The following is a 19,883-nucleotide window of genomic DNA, read 5'->3' as shown; positions in this document are numbered from 1 at the left end:
TACACGACGCTCTTCCGATCTGGCCCCGCGCCGAGCGCGAGCAAGGGGTTGAGCGTCGCGCCCGCCGCCGATCGCGCCGCCTCCGCCGCCTCGCCTTCCAGAAGGCCGCTTTCGGCGAGGCGGGCGAGATCGAGGATCATCTCCCCGATCGCGATGCCGCCGCGCGGGCCGTCGCCCGCCGAGAAGATGCCGAGCGGCAGGTTCTGGATCGGAAAGTCGGCATGGTCCGAGGCGCCGGCGACCCAGCTCCGCAGCGTCGGCGCATGCGTCTCGTCGACGATCGGTATCATCGCGGCAGCCTCGCTTTCTCGAACCCCGACCAGACGCCGTCATAATCGGGCTGGCGGAGCGGGGTCTCGGCCGCCCAGCGCGTGGGACGCAGCACATTCCGGCTCTCGACCATGAACGCCATCGTGTCGGCGATCCGCACCGGCGCGGGATCGGCGGCGATCGCCTTGTCGTAGCTCGCGCGATCGGGACCGTGGCCGTTCATCTGGTTGTGGAGCGATCCGCCGCCGGGCGCGAAGCCGCCGTCCTTGGCATCGTATCGCCCCTCGATCAGGCCCATATATTCGCTCATCACGTTGCGGTGGAACCAGGGCGGGCGGAACGTGCCCTCGGCGACCATCCAGCGCGGCGGGAAGATCACGAAATCGGCGTTCGCGGTGCCCGGCGTTTCGGACGGGCTGGTGAGGACCGTGAAGATCGAGGGATCGGGATGATCGAAGCTCACCGTGTTGATCGTGTTGAAGCGGCGCAGGTCGTAGCGCCAAGGCGCGAGATTGCCGTGCCACGCGACGACATCGAACGGCGAATGATCGAGCGTGGTCGACCATAGGGCCCCCTGGAATTTCTGGATCAGTTCGCAGGGCGTATCGACATCCTCGAACCCGGCGCGGGGCGTCTCGAAATCGCGCGCGTTGGCGAGCCCGTTCGAACCGATCGGCCCGAGCTCGGGCAGACGAAAGGGCGCGCCGTAATTCTCGCAGACATAGCCGCGCGCCGCTTCGTCCAGCAGCTCGACGCGGAAGCGTATCCCGCGCGGCACCAGCGCGATCTGGAGCGGCGCCACCTCGATCACGCCCAGTTCGGTGACGAGCCGCAGCGCGCCCTGTTGCGGGACGATCAGCAGCTCCCCGTCCGCATCGAAGAAGGCGCGGCCCGTCATCGACGCGGTCGCCGCGTAGAGGTGGACCGCGCAGCCGCCGCCGACCGCGACATCGCCGTTGCCGCAGACGGTGACGAGGCCGTCGACGAAATCGGTCGGGGTTGGCGGCAGCGGCAGCGGGTCCCAGCGAAGCCGGTTGGGGCTGGGCGCGACTTCGTCGAACGGCGCGGTGCGCAGCAGCGTGGCGCCGCGATACGGACCGAACGGCGGGTGGTCGGCGGCGGGGCGCATCCGATAGAGCCAGGATCGCCGGTTCTCGGATCGCGGCGCGGTGAAGGCGGTGCCGGAAAGCTGTTCGGCATAGAGGCCGAAAGGCGCATGCTGCGGACTGTTCCGCCCGATCGGCAGCGCGCCCGCCACCGCCTCGGTGGCGAAGCTGTTGCCGAAGCCGGTCATGAGGCCTTCGTCCATCTTCAGCCGTCGACCGTGACGACGCCGCGGCGGATCTGGTCGAGCTCGATCGATTCGTAGAGCGCCTGGAAATTGCCGTTGCCGAAGCCTTCGTTGCCCTTGCGCTGGATGATCTCGAAGAAGATCGGCCCGAACATCGGCTCGGTGAAGATCTGGAGCAGCAGCCCCTCGCGCTCGACGTCGCCGTCGATCAGGATGCGGTTGGCCCTGAGGCGCGCGAGATCCTCGCCGTGGCCGGGCACGCGCTTGTCGACCAGTTCGTAATAAGTGTCGATCGTATCCTGGAGGCGGACGCCGCGCGCGCGGAGCTTCTCCACCGTGGCGTGGATGTCGGCGGTGGTCAGCGCGAGATGCTGGATGCCTTCGCCGTTATAGTCGCGGATGAACTCCTCGATCTGGCTCTTGTCGTCCTGGCTTTCGTTGAGCGGGATGCGGATCGCCCGGTCCGGCGCGATCATCGCCTGGCTGAACAGCCCCGTCGCCTTGCCCTTGATGTCGAAATATTTCTGCTCCTCGAACCCGAACAAAGTCCGGTAGAATTCGCTCCACACGCGCATCTGCCCGCGCTTCACATTGTGCGTCAGGTGATCGAGCAGATCGAGCCCGACGCCGTTGGCGGCCGCCGCCTCGCGCCAGCCGGGCAGCTCGGCCCAATCGGCATAGGGATCGCTGCCGGCCCCGATGAAATAGAGGTAGGAGCCGCCGATCCCCTGGATCACGGTATCGTCCTCGATCGTGGGCTTGGCGCCATGCGCGAGCGCCCACGCCATCGCCGCCGCCGGATCGGCGACGCGGAACGCCATCGCGCTGGCCGACGGACCGTGCTCGCCCCGGAACGCGGCGACGCGGCCGTCGGCATCGCGGTTGAGCATCAGGTTGATGCGGCCCTGGCGGTAGCGGGTGACGTTCTTGGTCGGATGCCGGTGCGACGCGACAAAGCCGAGCTGCGCGAACTGCGCCGCCATCGCATCCGGATCGGGCGAGGTGAACTCGACGAACTCGAACCCGTCCAGGCCGAGCGGATTGCCATTGTCGCCGGTCATAAATCCGATCCTCTTCCTTCGCCGGAAACGGGGCCGGCGCGGTGCGAAGGCCCGCGCGCATGGGCCTGGGTGCCGCGCGTATAGACCTTGTCGCCGGGCAGGATCGTCTCGACCTCGATCGCGGGCTCGCGACCGACCTCCTCGTACAGCGGCGTGAAGTCGGTCTCCAGCGTCTGGCGGAGGAGATCGTGGAAGCTGTCGATGACGAAGTAGCTCTGCTGATAATCGTCGATGCGATACTTCGTCCGCATCAGGCGCTTCAGATCGAAGCCGAGGCGATGGGGCGAAGGATCGTCCAGCGCGAAGGTCGATTCGCCGAAGGACGAAACGATGCCGGCGCCGTAGATCCTGAGATCGTCGCCGGCGCGGATCAGGCCGAACTCGACCGTGTACCAGTAGAGCCGCGCGAGCTTCTCGATGGCGCCGAGCCCTGCGGCGCGCCGGCCGCCGCGCCCATAGGCCTCCATATAATCGGCGAAGACCGGGTCGGCGAGCAGCGGGACATGGCCGAATATGTCGTGGAAGACGTCGGGCTCGCGCAGATAGTCGAGCTGTTCCGGCGCGCGGATGAAATTGCCCGCGACGAAACGCCGGTTGGCGAGGTGATCGAAGAAGATTTCGTCGGGGATCAGGCCGGGCACGGCGACGACCCGCCATCCGGTCGCCGCCATCAGCCGTTCGGAGAGTTCCGCGAAGTCGGGGATGCCCGGCCTGGACAGGCGCAATATATCGAGTCCGGCGAGGAATTCGGGCACCACGCGTCCGGGCAGCATGCGGGCCTGCCGCGCGAACAGCCTGTCCCAGGTCGCATGCTCTACCGCGGTGTAGCGCGACCAATTTTGCGGGACGGTCCAGTCCGCGGCGGTGCCCGCCGGGCGCTCGAGCTCTGCTATCGCCATGGTGCCATCATCTCGGAAATTCCACGTCGCCGGCTAAATACGCCGATATCGGAAGTACCACACCTCAGACCTAAATCCGCCGTATCGATCTGAAATAAATACGAAAAATACGGAATTTTTGCCGACGTATTTAGCCATTGTAATCACCGGGCAATCACCAATGTCCTTAAATGTGCGTGGAGCATAGGAGCTCGGGCCGCCTGACACCCTTTCGAAGCTGCTCACCTGGGATACTGCTTTTTGGTTATGCTCCCAGCGCCTTTCGCTCGCAGGTCAGACAGTGACGCTGGCGCGTTACACCGTTTCTCATTATGGTAGGGCAGGAACAGCAGGGGAACGCGGAATGGATACGGTGACGAAGGAGCAGCGCTCCGTCATCATGTCCAGAATCCGCGGCAAGAATACGAAGCCTGAGATGATGGTGCGGCGGGTCGCACATTCGTTGGGACTGCGTTTCCGACTCCACCGCAAGGACCTTCCTGGCAGCCCGGATCTCGTCTTCGTCCGGCGCCGTAAGGCAATGTTCGTGCACGGCTGTTTCTGGCATCGGCATTCAGAGTGCCGAAAGGCCTACACGCCGAAGTCGAACGCCGCCTTCTGGCAGCAGAAGTTCGCCCGCAACGTCGAGCGGGATGTCGCCGCGCAGGCAAAACTTCTCGCCGCTGGCTGGGATCCCGTCATCGTCTGGGAATGCGAGGCATCGGCGGCCGACCTGCCGGATCGGCTCAGGCATCTCGTGGTGGACGCGGCGTGATCTCGTCCGCACTGCGTCTGACGAAGATAGAGCGCATCGCCGATGGCGTTGCACCACGCGTGCTCGAGCTGTGTTCGGGCTGCGGCGGAATGTCGCTTGGGCTGCAGACCGCGGGCTTTCAACTTGTAGCCCATGTCGAAAGCGATCAGACCGCCGCCGCCAGCTATTCCATGAATCTCGCGCCGTCCGACGGCGCGTCGGAGGCTTGGACCGCGCCTCGGGACATGGTCGCGTGCGGCCCTGAGACGTTGGCGGCCGATCTGAATCTCGGCGATCCAGGCGAGGCGTTCGACATTCTTGCCGCCGGGCTGCCCTGTCAGGCGTTTGCGCGCATAGGACGGTCGAAGCTGCGCTCCATCACGGGAGACGACGAGGCGTTCCGCAACGATCCGCGCGCGCAGCTGTATCGACGCTTTCTCGAATATGTCGAAACGGTCCAGCCCGTCGTGATCCTGATCGAGAATGTTCCTGACATCCTGAATTTCGGCGGCCACAACATTCCCGAGGAGATCTGCGAAACTCTCGATGAGATGGGGTATGAGACGCGCTACACGCTCCTCAATGCCGCATTCTATGGCGTACCCCAGCTTCGTGAGCGTCTGTTTCTCGTCGCCGTCGATCGCAGGCTTGGATATGTGCCGACTTTTCCCGCACCGAGCCACGCGGCTGAGCTGCCATCGGGCTACGAGGGTGCCCGGACGGTCGCGCTCAAATATATTCCGACCCACAACTCGCATTTTCATCCGATTCCGGTGGCCGCGGATGGTCTGCCCGGCGCCGTGTCGGTGAAGGCGGCACTATCGGACCTCCCCTATATCTCGGAGCATTATCGCGATCCCGTCACCATGCGGCGACGTAAGGTTGGCGATTTTCTGCCCTATCGCTCGTCGGCTTCCCTGCCATCCTATGCCACTCAGATGCGCAAATGGCAGGGCTTCGGCACCGGCTCCCAGGTTGACGGCCACGTCGTGCGCCTGACTCCGCGCGACTTCGCGATCTTCCGCCGGATGCCGACCGGCGCTGACTACCCGACGGCGCTCAAGATCGCCGAGGAGATCTTTGCCGAGAAGCTGAAGGCCGAACAGTCCCGTCCCCGCAGGGGCAGCATCCGCTACGAGGAAGCGCGGCGCAGCTGCGTGCCACCTTACGACCCGGGCAAGTTCCCGAACAAATGGTGGAAGCTGGAACCTACCTCCCCGTCGCGCACGCTGACCGCGCATATGGGCAAGGACACCTATTCCCATATCCACTGGGACAGCAGGCAGCAGCGCACCGTGTCGGTGCGGGAGGCGGCGCGTCTGCAGTCCTTCCCCGACGGGTTCCGATTCGCGGGCGCGATGAATGCCGCGTTCCGTCAGATCGGGAACGCGGTGCCTCCGCTCCTGGCATTGGCGGTCGCGCGTCATCTGAAGGCAGAGCTTGCGGCCGGCGCCGCGCGGGCGGTTCTTGCAGGCAGTCGCAGGCGCGCGGCGTGACCTTCATGTGCCTAGCTGCGCGTCAATAGAACACGCCGGCAGATTGGTTCATTTCGGGAGAAATCAACGCTGGCCGTCGACAGGGACCGTGCGGCGGTCAATAACCGACGGAACAGCACAGTAAATCCGGGGGGATGCAGAAGATTGCCGCAGCTTGACATCATTCCGACGGCGTCGGCGTTGCTGCAGTCCCTGCGCGGCCTGGGCTATTCCCCGGAAACCGCCCTTGCAGATCTCGTCGACAACAGCATCGCAGCCGGCGCCGGCGTCATTTCACTAGATATCGAATGGAATGATGGCGATCCGAGAATCATCCTGCTCGACGATGGTCGGGGCATGGCGCCGGACAAGCTTGAAGAGGCGATGCGCTTCGGCGGCGTGGGGCCATCGGTGGACCGGGACCCCGACGACCTCGGCCGTTTCGGCCTGGGCCTGAAGACGGCATCGCTCTCACAATGCAGGCGGCTCACCGTCATCTCGCGCCAGGACGGCATCACGCACAGCATGATGTGGGATGTCGACGAGGTCCGCCGGACGGATCGATGGACGGTACAGACCGAGGTGATGCCGATCGGCATCAAGCAGCTCACCACACTGGAGCGAAACGTCAGCGGGACCATGCTGGTCCTTGAAGCAATGGACGAAATCGGAGGACTTTACGGTCTGGACGAGGAGGGCTTCTACGCGAAGATCCAGGACGTTCGAGCGCATTTTGCGATGGTCTTCCACCGCTTCCTTTCGCTGGATGCCCGCCGTCTGGCGATCGTGGTCAACGAGCGCGCCGTGGAGGGCTGGGATCCCATGCTGCGCACCCATCCTGCAACCAGAACGCTCGCAGCGGGACGGGTCGGAAGCGGCTCCGCCGGCGTCCACGTAGCGCCCTTCGTCCTGCCACATCGCGACCGGTTCGCGAATGAAGCGGAATACGCGGCGGCGGGTGGTCCGGGCAGTTGGGCGGAACGGCAGGGATTCTATGTCTATCGGGCGAAGCGCCTCGTCGTCGCGGGCAGCTGGCTCGGCCTCGGCGGCTCCCGCGCCTGGACCAAGGAGGAAAGCAGCCGCTTGGCGCGCATCGCCGTCGATCTGCCGTCAAAGGCCGACGCGGCGTGGCGCATCGACGTGAGGAAGTCGGCCGCGCGCCCGCCCGCCGCGATGCGGGCGAGGCTCTCGGGGATCGGGGCAACCTGCAGGGAGGTGGCGCGCGAGGTCTTCGCGTGGCGTGGCGGCAATGTGCGTGGGCCTTCCCGCCCTGCAGACGTGGCGGGACTCTGGGTCGAAGAACGACTGTCGGGAAAGCGGCGCTATCGCATCGCGCGCGATCATCCGGTGATCACGAGACTGTCCGATCCGGCCACGTTCGATCCAGGGCTGTTCTCAGCTGCGTTGACGTTGATAGAGCGCTCGGTGCCGATCGAGCGCATCTGGCTCGACGTCTCCGAAGGCGCCGATGAGGCGACCGCTCAGGAACCCGTTGATCCCGCCCTCGTCGACGAATTGGCGCTCGTCCTGCGATCGTCGGCCAAAGGCGCCTCGGAAGACCTGCTCGACGCGCTTCTCAAGACACTTCGCATTGACACGCCGGCCGTCCGGGCGCGGGTCCTCGTACATCTGAAGGAGCATCCGTGAGCAACGATCCCAAGACCACGCTGCTCAACATGGCGCGACAGCTGCTGACGTCGACCGACGATCAACCGATCGAGCGCGGGGCGATCAGCGAGGCGATCGACGCCGTCCGACCGATGGTCGAGCGGCGAACAGGTCGCGTCTTCGCCGCCATCGAGATCGCCGACATCATGCGCGTTCTCGAGATCGCCTATGTGGTACAGCAGGGCGCGGCCATCGGGCTCGTCGATCGCACGCTGCCGTCTGAATGGTATGTCGGCGACCGTCGGAAGCCCGGCCCCTTCATGAGCCGCTATCTTCAGAAGCTCGCCGAGGATGAGTGGCCGGTCCAATCCGTGGGAGAGCTTCGCGACAGCACGGCGCGCGTCGTCGAACTCCTTGATGATCCGACCCGTGACGGGCCGTGGAACTGGCGCGGTCTGGTCGTCGGCGACGTCCAGTCCGGGAAGACCGCGCATTATGCCGGGGTCATCAACCGCGCGGTGGATGCCGGCTACCGCGTCATCATTGTGCTTGCCGGCATGCACAATCTGCTGCGGCTCCAGACCCAGTTCCGCATGGAACTCGACTTTCTCGGATATGATACCCGTCCCGATCAGCAGGCTGACGGCCGCATGAGGGCGATCGGCGTCGGACTGATGCCGCCGCCTCTGCCCGTGGGCAGCCTGACCCATGCAGCATCGAACGGTGACTTCAACATCGCCTTCGCGCGGCAGGCGAATTTCGCTCCGCTCGATCAACCCTGCCTGTTCGTCGTCAAGAAGAACGCGACCATCCTTCGCAATCTCAACGGCTGGATCCGAAAGCTGCGCGAGGATTTCCGAGCGGCGCCGCTCCTCCTGATCGACGACGAGGCGGATCAGGCCTCGATCGACACCAAGGATCAACCCACGCTGCCCGACGGCACGTTCGATGAGGACTATGATCCGACCAAGATCAACGGTGAGATCCGCAAGCTGCTCGGGTCATTCGCGCGGTCAGCCTATGTCGCCTACACGGCGACGCCGTTCGCCAATATCCTGATCCACGACGAGCGCGCCGCCGACGCCTATGGCTTCGACCTCTTCCCCTCGACGTTCATCTTCTCGCTGACGCCTCCTGACGACTATTTCGGACCGGCAGCGGTGTTCGGCACGAATGACGGCGCACACGCCGGATTGCCGTTGATCCGCTACGTCAACCAAGCGGCTGAATCCTGGATTCCCGACGTTCATGACAAGACGCTGCGACCTCGCTTCGAAGGCCGCGACGAGCTCCCCCCGACGTTGCGGGAGGCCGTCCGGTGTTTCGTCATTGGATGCGCGGTCCGGGTGGCACGGGGCAGGCCGACCGCCCACAACTCGATGCTGATCCACGTGTCGCGATACGTCGACGTGCACGATCAGGTCTATGCGCAGGTCATCCGCTATCTTGACGATCTCCGCGCCCGGATTTCCGGCAACGATGCGGAGACGCTTGCCGAACTCGAAGCTCTTTGGACCTCGGACTTCGTGCCCACCGGCGCGGCACTGACGGGCACGGTGTTCGATCGCGGCATCGTGCCCGTCGAATGGGCGGATGTCCGGCGCGCGCTCGCGGATTCGGGCGACAAGATCCAGGTCATCGTCGCCAATGGCCGCTCCAAGGCAGGTCTGGACTATGACCGCTACAAGGAAACCGGGCTTTCGGTGATCGCGATCGGCGGCGACAAGCTCTCGCGCGGTCTGACGCTTGAGGGTCTCAGCGTCAGCTACTTCCTGCGGATCACCAAGCAGTATGACAGCCTGCTGCAGATGGGGCGGTGGTTCGGCTATCGACGCGGCTTCGCGGACATCTGCCGCCTCTACACCACCCCGGACATGGAAGACTGGTTCCGCCACGTCGCCACTGCCAGCAAGGATCTCCGCGCCGACTTCGCCCACATGCGTCTGATGCTGCAGACGCCGAAGGATTACGGCCTGCGGGTCGAATCTCACAGTGTGATGACGGTCACCGCCTCCAACAAGCAGCGCCATGCCGTGGAACGGCCCACCGGCTATGCCGGCGAGGGTAAGATCCAGACGGTGATGTACACCGAGCGCGGTGTTCTTGAGCAGAATGTCGCCGCGACCGAAACCTTCCTGGAATCGCTCGACCCGCCAGAAGACGGCGCACCACGCCCCGACGGGGGAACGGCAGCCGGTCTCCTCTGGCGCGGCGTCTCGGGAGAGGCCGTTGCTGCCTATCTTCGGACACTGACCTTTCCGCCGGAGAACACCGAGATCGAGGCGATGCGGCTCGCGACCTATGTCGAGACGCAGTTGCGCCAGTCTCCGTCGGAACTGTCGGAATGGAGCGTCCTGGTCGCGGCAGGTGACGGCCGGACCATCGAAATCGCCGGCCACACCCTCTCCAGCATCATCCGTCGACCGTTGGCGAGCCGCCGAAGTACAGCCGATCGCTACATCGTCAAATCGATCCTCAACCCGCCGGACGAAGCGATGGACCTGACGCAGCACGAGTTTGCGGAGGCTCTCGCGTTGACCAACCGTGCCCGTTCCCTGACAGGGCTCGCGCCAGCCGATCGTCCGGCAGGTCCGGACATCCGACGGATCCGCCCGAGTTCCCGCGGCATGTTGATCATCTATCCGCTCGATCCCGACGAAGATGGTCTGATCGACACCGACGGGCCTGCTATCGGCCTTGTCATCAGCTTTCCTGAAAGCAGCACGGCAAGCCGAAAGTTCTACGTCGAGAACACCGTCCTGCAGCGCGAGCAGGCCCGTCGATGACGGTGACGATCGAACGCATGACGCGATACTGGGCCGAGCTCGCCGGCGCGACGGGCGGCCGTCAGTTCGTCAGCCGGCGGATCGAGGAGGCGGCACAGCTCGACGTCCACGCCGCTCTGCGTGTGGTGGACGGTTCGCCATGTCTGCTCTTCGATCTGCCTGATCCTGGCCGTGTGGCGGACGCCGGCTTCGAGGTGGGCGGGATGCGGCTCGCTCGCGCGGCTGGCGAAGCAGGTCAGCTGCTCGTGCTGTCGTTGGAGGACCGTGGGCGACGCGATCTCTTCGCGACTCTGTGCGCGGATCTGCTGACTTTCAGCGCTGGAACGGAGGCTGGCCAGCCTTTCACGGTGCTCCTGGATCGGCTTGAGGCATGGCGGCTCTTCCTGCGTTCGCTTGCCAGCGGCATGGATCGATCAGATGTCATCGGTCTCCTCGGCGAGCTGTACGTGCTGAGCACGCTCCTTCTCGACGCGCCGGAACTGCTGGCGACGTGGCGGGCGCCGGATGATGGTCTCCATGATTTTGAGAATGCCGGTCACGCCCTGGAGGTGAAGACCACCACGGGGCCAGGCTCGAGGGTACGAATCTCGACCCTGGATCAGCTGGACGTCACCGGCCTCGATCGCCTCGATCTGGTGCACGTCCGCCTGGTAGAGAGTCCGCAAGGTCAGACGATGGACGAGCTGATCGCGACCATCGACGGATTGCTCGGGTCGCAGGCGATGCGACGCGATTTCTCCAATGCGCTGCTCCGCCGCGGGTTGCAGCCCGATGACGCCGCCGCCCGAACGGGCGTGCGGTCGCGGCTCCAGCAGATCGTTTGCTATGGCATCGTCGATGCCTTTCCGCGGCTGACCCGAGCCGCCGTGCCTGCCCCGATCATCGACGCGAGCTACGCGCTCGACCTTTCCGCAGTCCAAGGTTTCGCCGGGCCCTCCAGCACCACAATCGACGCGTACCGGAGCCGTTCGACATGACCGACGACCCATTGAACGCATTCGCCGAGGGGCTGGCGAACGAAATTGAGGACGCCGTCAGCGGACCAGACGCGCCGACGCCGTTCTCGTCCGAGATGTTCACACGAATCGTCCTCGAGCGCCTTGAGGAAGCGGGGCATGTGGATGCGGCCTTCGATCTCCATCAGGAAGGCTATTCAGGGCGCGCGAGCTATCGCATCGACGGCTATGCGTTCGACGAGGAACGCGGTGTCCTCGACTTGTTCACGACGCTGCATGTGGGTGATGTGCCGTCGGCGAAGCTGCCGGCCGCAGACGTTTCGAGGGCATTCGAACGCGCACTCCGGTTCGCCCGCGCCGCCGTCGACGGACTCGCCGACAAACTTGAGCCTTCCAACACCGACGCCAGCGACCTCGCGCGCCGGATCGAGCAGGACGCCGACAAGATCACGGCGATCCGGATCACGCTGCTGACCGACGCGCTGCTGCCGAGTTCGCTGCCGCAGGATGCGGAGTGGGGCGGACGCCTTGTTGAGCATGACGCCTATGACATCGTCAGGCTGCACCGGATCCTCGGCGAAGGCGAAACCCGCTCCGACATTACGGTCGATCTGAAGCAGCTGACCGGCGGCACGTTGCCGTGCCTCCACGTCCGGCCGGGTGACGGGGGTTACGAGGCCTATCTCGCCGTGCTGCCAGGCGACGTGCTCTCACGCATCTACCATCGCTACGGCGTCAGACTGCTCGAGCTGAACGTGCGCGCATTTCTCGGCATTCAGGGCCGCAAAAGCGTAAATGCGGAACTGCGCCGGACGATCGTCGAACAGCCGTCGATGTTCATGGCGTTCAACAACGGCATCGTGGCGACCGTCGATGACATCGTCCTGGAAAAGGATGCGATGGGCCGCGAGCATATCAGCAAGCTTCTCGGTCTGCAGATCGTCAATGGTGGTCAGACGACCGCCTCCCTTCACCGCGCCCGCTGGAAGGAAAGCATCCGGCTCGACGGCGTCGAGGTGCCGGTCAAGATCATCCATGTCACGGACGGCGATCTCAGCACGATGGTGAGCTCGGTGTCGCGCGCGGCGAACCGCCAGAATACGGTGCAGCTGGCGGATTTCTCCGCGAGCGACCCGTTTCATCAGGAGGTGGAGACGCTCGCGAACAACATGTGGCTCGACGACGGCCGCGGCCGCTGGTTCTACGAGCGTGCCCGTGGTTCCTATCTGGCCGCTGAGCAGAAGGCGTCCTATCGCAAGACCGATCAGCAGAGCTTCCGCGTTCAGACGCCCAAGACCCGGCGGCTGAGCAAGCTGGATCTCGCCCGTTACCTCCACGCCTGGTCGGGGCTGCCGTTCCGGGTGTGCCTCGGTGGCCAGAAGAATTTCCAGTATTTCATGCAACGGATGAAGGACAATCCGCCATCTGCCCCTGACGATGCATGGTTTCGCAAGCTCATCGCGATCACGGTGCTGTACCGTTCGGCCGAGCGGTTGATCCGTCTCATGAAGTTCCCGGCATATCGCGCACAGATCGTGGCCTACATTATGTCCGGACTATCGCACCGGACGGGCGGCCGCATCGATTTCGAAGGGATCTGGAAGCGACAGGCTATTTCACCCGAATTGGAAGGACTCATCCGCCAGTGGGCACCGCAGATTGATGTGCTGCTTCGCACGACCGCCGGGCAGCGCAACCCGGGCGAGTGGTTCAAGAAGGAAGACTGCTGGAACGAGGTCCGCGACCAGTTGCCCCCGCTTTCGGACCCCCTGCCGCCCGAACTCATCAACGCCGGTACTGCGTCCGCTGCCGGCGCGACAGGAAAAGCCCAGGAGCTTTCAGCCGAAGATTATGAACGTGTGCGGCGATGTATGGAAATCTCGAGCCAGGACTGGCTGGAGGCGGCGGAAAAGGGACAGCAGTCCAAGACCATTCACTGGAAGACCGCCGGGATCTGCCGCACGCTCGCGAGCTATGCCGCAGGCGGTTGGGAGCGCAAGCCTTCACCCAAACAGGCGCGACCTGCGCTCGATGCGATCAACGCGGTGCGACAGGCTGGATTGCTCGACCGCGACGGCGTCGAAGCATGAGGGCCGCGATCGCAAGGTGTCCGCGGGGGCGTCGATAGATGGCCGGGAAGAAGAATGGGGGCCTGCCCCGCCGACGCGGTACCGCAGCAGACCGGCGGCTGCGCGCCCGGGGGGCCAAGGGCGCACTGCCGGACAAGCTCCCGCTCGTGCACGTCACCGCGGTCGGCATCGCACGCGAGATCGTGGCCGCCCGGCAGCTGCAGACCTCCCCATGCCCGGTCTTCGGCAAGGTGCCGCTGCTGTACTTCTTCGTGCTTCGGCCCGCCTATCGTCGCAAGGACGGGGATGCGAAGTCCCACCAGATCAACCGCTTTCCCTTCGTGTTCATCCTGTCGCCGGACGCGGTGCCCACGCCCTATCATGTCTACCCCTTCGATACCGGTGGGGCGGAATCCGGGGTCTTTGCGCCACAGGCCGATCCTCACGATTATCTCGAAGACTATGAGCTCGCTCCCAGCCACGAGGCCGCAGTGGGCCATATCGGCTGGGCATTCGCGACTTTGGACGCCTATTTCGAGGGCGAGCTGCGTCGAGACATTCTTGACGGTGTGCCGCAGCATGAGACCGTCACGCGCGGTTTCGTCGACATCGCCCGCCTAGCCCGGACCGGAAGCAACCAGCCCGACAAGCGGGCATCCGCGGTGGAGATCGCGACCGATCAGAACGTCCCGCTCAAAGGCAATGTCCTGCTCGCCATCCTGCCCAAGCAGTACCTTGAGGATGCAAGCGTCTCGAATAAGCAGTTCATGGATCGGTTGAAAGCGGAAGAGGTGGCCTGGAAGACCTACGACTGGCAGCCCAATACCGCCCCGAACGAGTTTCAGGAGGAGATTGCAAGGATCGCGAAGAAATGGCTCTCGGACAACAAGCTGCTGTGACAGCCGACGACTCTCCGCAGAAGTTGTTCCTGGCGGGGTATGTCCCGCTCATGCCGCACGGTTTTGCCTTGCCCTGTTTCTCGACGGGGCCTCGCTCCAACACTTGGTATACGGCGGTCTGCTCGATCGATGCGGACCATTCCGGTAGGATCGTCGAGTTCGAAATCTACGAAGCCCATGAGATCGAACATCTGCCGGAGGCCGAGCTTCAGGAAGTCGCCGTCGGCGATCATTGGGTCGACGTGTTTCTCTGGGAGAGCGCCGTACTCGTCGGCACTGCCGATGAGTTGTTGGATGCGCTGCAGGACAAGATACCCGAGATGCGGGCTCATGCGCCGTTGACGTTGCTTGATCTTGCACTGCATTCCGGCCGGCTCGGAACCGCGGAGATCGCCCGGACGGCGATCGACTATCTCACCGCCGCGTTTGGCGCCGACGAGGCGCATGTGTGGCTGCGCGACACGCTTTTGAGACAGCGGACCATGGTGGCGCTGCGGCATATCGCGCGCGATGCTGAACTCAAACCGACGATCCGGGCGCTGATCTCGCAGACCGAGATCGTCGACGTCGATGACGGCACCATGAGCATTGAACTTCCTGAGGCATTGGGCGAAGCGCTGGCGAAGGCCGACGTTCTGTCCAAGCTGAACGAGAGTCTCGCCGCGCTCGCCGAGGCCCTCGACATCGGCCTGTCCGGTCCGACCAGCGCCGTCATGGAGCCGGATTTTGCCCCTCCGCCACGCACCGAATGGGATGATGCGTGGATGGACCGTGGAAGCGATGTTCTGATCATCTTCTCTGGGCCGAGAGCCGAACGGGTCGCCCGGCATGTCGAGACGCCCGACTGGGTGCCCGACTGGGGAAGCGGCAGCCCTTACCGTGTTCCGGAATATTCGGTGCGACAGTTCGATTCCCGAAGGGGCTGGCCCGATTCGAGCCGCCGACCGACCATCGACGTCGCCGACGGCAGGAACATGCCGAAGGATTTCTCGGCATATGGCGCCATCGTTTGGCTTGCGGATGATGACGCCATCACCGGCAACGCGAAATCGCGGCAGTATGCCGACGTCCGCCGTGCGCTCACCTCGGGATCTCATCCGCAGATCAGACTCCTCGCACCGGCGTTGCCACTGGAGGAACCGTCCGATGTGCTGATGGGGCCGCCACCGAAGGAGCCCAACTTCGGGTTCGATACCATCATCGACACGTCGATCGCGCGCTCCCCGTTCTGGTCTGGCAATCAGCGGCGATCGCTGGACCGTCGGATCGCGGACAGCGTGATCGGTGCAGCGATGCTGTGCGCGGGCGACAACCCGGTCAGCCGGCATCTGACGCGTAATGGACGACATGACGGGCCGACGATGCTGACCTTCGCCGCACGCAGCGGTCAGCGAGCCGACCCCCTGACCGACACCGCAGAGCTTGCGTCGGAGGCTAGCGGACTACCTCTCATGCTTCGCGGGGGGCACGACGACGTCGCTCTCCCGTTCTATTTTGAGATGCGAAACGTAGCGCGCAGGAAGCCGGCCGCGAGCAACGCCTATGGCCAGATCCTGCGGCGCAGGCCTCGTTTTCAGGAGTTTGCCGAAGCGGTGGTCGATGAAATCGGTCATCGGGAAGCGCCGAAGGGAATACGCCGCAACCGCGTTGGGCGGGACGTTCCCGAGAGACTGACTGCTTCTCTCCGCCATCCTGTCGGGGTGGCGACGCTGCGCGCCTCTAAAGAAGGGCCAAGCGAACGGCTTATGGTACTGGCGGAAGCGCCGTCGCTAGAAACCCTGCGGGTCGCGGCGGAGGAGAACTGGCCAGTTGCGCGCTACACCGACCGCGATGCGATCGCGCGCATCTTCAAGAAAGGCTGGTCGGATGCCGGATCGTTGCCCGAAGAGATCTCTCTGCCGTCGCTGCACAGAATGCCGGGCAATCGCAGCTTTGCTACCCGTGGGCTCGACCCCCGCGACGTGATCCGGCTTGAGCGCCACCAATATGAGAGATGGCGATTTTCTTCGGAATCGACGCTGTTCGACAGCGTCCGTCGCTATCGCGCGTCGATCAACCGCGGAAACGATGAGCTGAAGCCGCCGATCCCGGACTTCGTGCTGCCCTGGGCCGATTTTCAGACCGCCTGTCGGCAGGGAGATGGAGGCGCATTGGCGCTGAGCGAGCAACTGGGTCTGAACCCGGAGAACCCGCAATATCCCCCTAAGCGACCGGGCGATCTCCGGGTCGCCTGGACGGTCCCTGACGGAAAGGTGCGACGATTCGTCATCGAAGACGGACAGCTTCCGGTAGCGCTCGCCGAAATCGACTGGGATGAGGTTCCTTCGCAGCGAATGTTTCTGTTCGCCGGTGACGCTTCGGTGCCCGCGCTGCTTTCTTCCCGACTGTTCGCCGTCTGGGCACGCGCAACCACATCGAGGTCAACGAGCTGGATGTCGCGTTTCTCCGTGTCCGGGACATTCGAAACCTTTCCGATGCCCGACGCCTTCGAGGTCCAGCGGCACGACGACGGGCCGGCGCAGTTGAGATTACGTCGCTCCAAAGACGCTCTTGAGCGCGTCATCCGCAACATCGATGAAGACACACGTAGTTCTCCCCCTTCCGAATTTGACGGCGAGCGATATCTGCTCGCTTGGCAGACCCATCCCCTTATCGAAACGCTTGATGCGGCGATTCTCGTTGCCGCAGGTTTGCCCGAAAACGCAAGCGATCTGCAGATCCTCGACCATCTAGTGCGGCTGAACGAAGTGATCAGCTGACCAAATTGGCAACCGGCAAGATATTGCTACGTGTCTGTACCTAGCCATGGGCCAGCGATTGGCCATTTTGCCCTTGAAGCTGCCGCCATCGACGAGCCTTAAAAGGGGTGGCATGACCAACTTGGCGATCTGCGCCTGAACGGCTGTGAATGGTTCGGGCGCCGGCGCGATTTCGGTCCGCCGCAGGAACGCTGTCCATTGCGCCTGCTTTTCATGCGCGAAGCCGGGCGTGAGCGCCGGAGACGTCTCGGCGGGGCAACGGGGTTTGACGGCGATCGAAGGTGCCTGAAGTGCGCGCGACAGCACGGCGCCATAGAATGCCAACGATCCCGCTATCGCCCAGATGTCATAGAAGTCCTTCAGGCGCATGTTCAGCATGCCGAGCGACTATGACCAAGGTTGTGTATCGTTGCCGCCGCGATGCGCTGTTCCGCCGGTGCCAATTAAGATGGTGGGGAACGCCTTCCCCTGACGGCCAGCCAAGGTCTGGCCGTACCCCTTCTGCGGGGCGGGGCCCCGCAACGCCCCGGATGGCACGCGGTTTTAATCGAGCGCACGCTGCGGCTTCTGACGAAGCCGACAGGGTGCGCGCGCTTTCGCGACCGCGTGGCACTCTTGCTCTGCCCGGAGGGCGCGGCGACGGCTGGCCCCCAGGCCCGCGCGCACGCCGCCGCGCCGGCCGGTCGCCTCAAGGGTGCGTCTTGCGTTGGCGCCGCTGGCGCGGCGTGGTTGCTTGGGGCTCTGCCCCCGGCGCCCTTCGGAGCGGCTTCCGCCCAGCTTCCTCCACGCTTCGCGTTCCGTGCAGCCGGTTCCCCGCAAAGCCGCCCACTCCGGTTGCACCCCCGGTCTCGCCGACGGGCAGGGTTTCAGCGCGGCGCTTCGCTGCGCGAAACCCAAGCCCAAGGAGCAGTAAGATGACCGATACCGTTCAGACCGAAGCCGTCAGTGGCGTCGAGATTTTCGTGCCGCTGAACAAGCTGAAAAAGTCTCCCAACAACGCGCGCAAGGTGCCGCACAGCGAAGCGACCATCGAGGCGCTGGCGGGGAGCATCCAGCACAAGGGGATGATCCAGAACCTCGTGATCGAGCCGGAGGTTCGGGAAGATGGGACGCCGACCGGCTACTATCTCGTTACCGCCGGTGAGGGCCGCAGGCTGGCGCAGTTGCTTCGCGCAAAGCGCAAGCAGATTAAGAAGACGCAGCCGATCCGCTGCTATCTCGATACCGAGAACGATCCCGCCGAGATCAGCCTAGACAAGAACGTCACCCGCGAAGCGATGCACCCGGCCGATCAGTTCGAGCGGTTCCGCGAGTTGGCGGAGAGCAAGGGCTATGGCGCGGAGGAGATCGGCGCGCGCTTCGGCGTGTCTGCGACCGTAGTGAAGCAGCGGCTTCGCCTTGGCGCGGTCAGCCCCAAGCTGTTGCAGGTTTATCGCGAGAACGGGCTGACGCTCGATCAGCTGATGGCGTTCGCGATCTCCGAAGACCATGCCCGGCAGGAGCAGGTGTTCGAGAATCTGCATCACAACCGCGAGCCGTGGATTATCCGGCGCGACATGACCGCGAGCAACGTGTCCGCAGACGACCGGCGCGCGGTGTTCGTCGGGGCCGAGGCGTATGAGGAAGCGGGTGGCGTCATTCTCCGCGACCTGTTCACCTCCGGCGGCGTCGGCTATTTCGGGGATGCGGGTTTGCTCGACACGCTCGCCATCGAACGGCTGCGCGACATCGCGGGCGAGGTGCAGGCCGAGGGCTGGAAATGGGCCGAGGCGCATATCGACTATCCTCACGCTCACGGGATGCGACGCTTCCATCCGCTGCCGGTTGCCCTGTCCGACGAGGACGAGGCGCGGCTGGAGGCGCTGTCTGTCGAGCATGACGCGCTTGCCGAGGGCTATTCGTCGTATGACGAGATGCCCGAGGATTTGGCCGAGAAGTTGGAGGGTATCTCCGACGAGATCGACACCATCGGGGCAAAGCGGTCGGCCTACGACCCCAACGTCATCGCCAATGGCGGCGTGTTCGTCATCCTCAATCACGACGGCACGGCGCGGGTCGAACGCGGCTTTGTCCGGGCCGAGGACATTGCCTTGGCGGACCCGCAGCCCGAGGTTCAGGCCGAGGGCGACGACGGTGGCGAAGCCTATGAGGCCGGTCACGAAGGAGGCGACAAGCAGCCAGATACCGAGCAGGTGATGGACGAAGCCGAGGACGAGGAGCCGGGCAAGCCGATTTCCGACAGCCTTGTCCGCGACCTGTCCGCTCACCGGACGCTCGCGTTGCGCGTTGCGCTTGGCGAACGGCCCGACCTCGCGGTGGTGGCGCTGACCCACACCCTCACGGCGCAGTTGTTCTACAGCTATGCCGAAGCCGGCTGCCTTGAGGTTCGCCCGACCGCGACCCCGCTTGGCAGTCATGCCGACGGGATCGAGGACACCCCGTTGGCGGCGCGCGCGAGCGAGGCGCACGAGGCATGGGCCGAGCGGATGCCGCGCGACGTCGCGGACCTGTGGGGTTTCGTCGTTGGGCTGGACGACGAGAAGCGGCTGGCGTTGCTGGCGCATTGCGCGTCCCGCACTGTCAATGCGCTGCGGCTGCCGTGGGACCGAAAGCCCCGGTCGTTGCAAACGGCAGACCGGCTGGCGACCGCGCTGGCGTTGGACTTGGCGAAGGACTGGACGCCGACCGTGGACAGCTACCTTGGCCGCGTCACCAAGGCGCACATCACCGCCGCCGTGGCGGAGGGTGTTTCCGAGGAAGCTGCCGCCCGCATCGCCGACATGAAGAAGCCGGATATGGCGCAAGCCGCCGAGCAGCTTCTTGTCGGGACGGGATGGTTGCCGACTGTTCTCCGCACCGCGCAGTCCGAAACGCAGACGGTGGAGGCCGAGGCCGAGATCGAGACGATATTGGACGGCGACCAGCCGTCCGACGTGGAGGCCGCTGCTGGAGCGGAGGTTGAGGACGAAATGTCCTACGCCGTCGCTGCCGAATGACGGGGAGGCCGGGACCGCGCGAGCGGTCCCGGTCCTCTTGGTGCTCCAGAAATCGGCCGCGCGCCTTGTGGGCGCGCGGCC

13 protein-coding genes are annotated in these 19,883 nt (G+C 64.6%); 9 read left to right on the top strand and 4 right to left on the bottom strand.

The window, feature by feature from the left end; translation table 11 throughout:
* Window positions 1–286: 286 nt before the first annotated feature.
* From hmgA to phhA, 3 genes are read right to left on the bottom strand one after another with little or no spacing between them, the layout of a single operon-like run.
* Complete coding sequence (hmgA, locus tag HUU94_RS07070) at window positions 287–1,579, bottom strand: homogentisate 1,2-dioxygenase (protein ID WP_438827113.1); 1,293 nt, start codon at window positions 1,577–1,579, stop codon at window positions 287–289.
* Window positions 1,580–1,581: 2 nt separating this feature from the next.
* The gene (hppD, locus tag HUU94_RS07065; RefSeq protein WP_174274392.1) at window positions 1,582–2,622 is read right to left on the bottom strand and encodes a 4-hydroxyphenylpyruvate dioxygenase; all 1,041 of its coding nucleotides are present in this window, start codon (window positions 2,620–2,622) and stop codon (window positions 1,582–1,584) included.
* Complete coding sequence (gene phhA / locus HUU94_RS07060) at window positions 2,619–3,521, bottom strand: phenylalanine 4-monooxygenase (RefSeq protein WP_174274391.1); 903 nt, start codon at window positions 3,519–3,521, stop codon at window positions 2,619–2,621. Before phhA ends, hppD begins: the two co-directional genes overlap by 4 nt.
* A 343-nt stretch (window positions 3,522–3,864) precedes the next feature.
* Between phhA and HUU94_RS07055 the strand changes: the two genes are divergently transcribed.
* From HUU94_RS07055 to HUU94_RS07020, 8 genes are all read left to right on the top strand, one after another.
* The gene (locus HUU94_RS07055; protein WP_174274390.1) at window positions 3,865–4,275 is read left to right on the top strand and encodes a very short patch repair endonuclease; all 411 of its coding nucleotides are present in this window, start codon (window positions 3,865–3,867) and stop codon (window positions 4,273–4,275) included.
* Window positions 4,272–5,750, top strand: coding sequence for a DNA cytosine methyltransferase (locus HUU94_RS07050; RefSeq protein ID WP_217429584.1), 1,479 nt, complete (start codon window positions 4,272–4,274; stop codon window positions 5,748–5,750). Before HUU94_RS07055 ends, HUU94_RS07050 begins: the two co-directional genes overlap by 4 nt.
* A gap of 144 nt (window positions 5,751–5,894) precedes the next feature.
* Window positions 5,895–7,376: an ATP-binding protein gene (locus HUU94_RS07045; protein WP_174274388.1), complete on the top strand. Its 1,482-nt coding sequence runs from the start codon at window positions 5,895–5,897 to the stop codon at window positions 7,374–7,376.
* The gene (locus tag HUU94_RS07040) at window positions 7,373–10,123 is read left to right on the top strand and encodes a Z1 domain-containing protein (protein ID WP_217429583.1); all 2,751 of its coding nucleotides are present in this window, start codon (window positions 7,373–7,375) and stop codon (window positions 10,121–10,123) included. Before HUU94_RS07045 ends, HUU94_RS07040 begins: the two co-directional genes overlap by 4 nt.
* Window positions 10,120–11,100 (top strand): PD-(D/E)XK motif protein, encoded by a 981-nt coding sequence (locus HUU94_RS07035; protein WP_174274387.1) that lies wholly within the window; start codon window positions 10,120–10,122, stop codon window positions 11,098–11,100. The genes HUU94_RS07040 and HUU94_RS07035 overlap by 4 nt, the downstream gene beginning before the upstream one ends.
* Window positions 11,097–13,169 carry an AIPR family protein gene (locus HUU94_RS07030; protein WP_174274386.1) on the top strand — a complete coding sequence of 691 codons (2,073 nt, stop codon included), beginning with the start codon at window positions 11,097–11,099 and terminating at the stop codon, window positions 13,167–13,169. Before HUU94_RS07035 ends, HUU94_RS07030 begins: the two co-directional genes overlap by 4 nt.
* Before the next feature lie 38 nt (window positions 13,170–13,207).
* A complete protein-coding gene (locus HUU94_RS07025) occupies window positions 13,208–14,047 on the top strand; it encodes a hypothetical protein (protein ID WP_174274385.1) in 840 nt (279 codons plus the stop codon).
* The gene (locus HUU94_RS07020; protein ID WP_174274384.1) at window positions 14,020–16,806 is read left to right on the top strand and encodes a hypothetical protein; all 2,787 of its coding nucleotides are present in this window, start codon (window positions 14,020–14,022) and stop codon (window positions 16,804–16,806) included. The genes HUU94_RS07025 and HUU94_RS07020 overlap by 28 nt, the downstream gene beginning before the upstream one ends.
* On the opposite strand, the gene HUU94_RS07015 is transcribed toward HUU94_RS07020, so the two are convergent.
* Window positions 16,777–17,184, bottom strand: coding sequence for a hypothetical protein (locus tag HUU94_RS07015; RefSeq protein WP_174274383.1), 408 nt, complete (start codon window positions 17,182–17,184; stop codon window positions 16,777–16,779). The two genes, HUU94_RS07020 and HUU94_RS07015, sit on opposite strands and share 30 nt — an antisense overlap.
* A 536-nt stretch (window positions 17,185–17,720) precedes the next feature.
* On the opposite strand from HUU94_RS07015, the gene HUU94_RS07010 reads away from it, so the two are divergent.
* Window positions 17,721–19,802 (top strand): ParB/RepB/Spo0J family partition protein, encoded by a 2,082-nt coding sequence (locus HUU94_RS07010; protein ID WP_174274382.1) that lies wholly within the window; start codon window positions 17,721–17,723, stop codon window positions 19,800–19,802.
* Window positions 19,803–19,883 lie beyond the last annotated feature (81 nt).

It is taken from the genome of Sphingomonas bacterium, assembly GCF_903644055.1.
In the GTDB taxonomy this organism is placed as follows: Bacteria; Pseudomonadota; Alphaproteobacteria; order Sphingomonadales; family Sphingomonadaceae; genus Sphingomonas_I.
Note: the sequence above shows the minus strand (reverse complement) of the source record. Positions and strands in the feature narration are given on the sequence as shown.

Coding starts and splice junctions, on each gene's coding strand:
- hmgA (WP_438827113.1), bottom strand. CDS start 1,579: ATGGACGAAGGCCTCATGACCGGCTTCGGCAACAGCTTCGCCACCGAG.
- hppD (WP_174274392.1), bottom strand. CDS start 2,622: ATGACCGGCGACAATGGCAATCCGCTCGGCCTGGACGGGTTCGAGTTC.
- phhA (WP_174274391.1), bottom strand. CDS start 3,521: ATGGCGATAGCAGAGCTCGAGCGCCCGGCGGGCACCGCCGCGGACTGG.
- HUU94_RS07055 (WP_174274390.1), top strand. CDS start 3,865: ATGGATACGGTGACGAAGGAGCAGCGCTCCGTCATCATGTCCAGAATC.
- HUU94_RS07035 (WP_174274387.1), top strand. CDS start 10,120: ATGACGGTGACGATCGAACGCATGACGCGATACTGGGCCGAGCTCGCC.
- HUU94_RS07030 (WP_174274386.1), top strand. CDS start 11,097: ATGACCGACGACCCATTGAACGCATTCGCCGAGGGGCTGGCGAACGAA.
- HUU94_RS07025 (WP_174274385.1), top strand. CDS start 13,208: ATGGCCGGGAAGAAGAATGGGGGCCTGCCCCGCCGACGCGGTACCGCA.
- HUU94_RS07020 (WP_174274384.1), top strand. CDS start 14,020: ATGGCTCTCGGACAACAAGCTGCTGTGACAGCCGACGACTCTCCGCAG.
- HUU94_RS07015 (WP_174274383.1), bottom strand. CDS start 17,184: ATGCTGAACATGCGCCTGAAGGACTTCTATGACATCTGGGCGATAGCG.
- HUU94_RS07010 (WP_174274382.1), top strand. CDS start 17,721: ATGACCGATACCGTTCAGACCGAAGCCGTCAGTGGCGTCGAGATTTTC.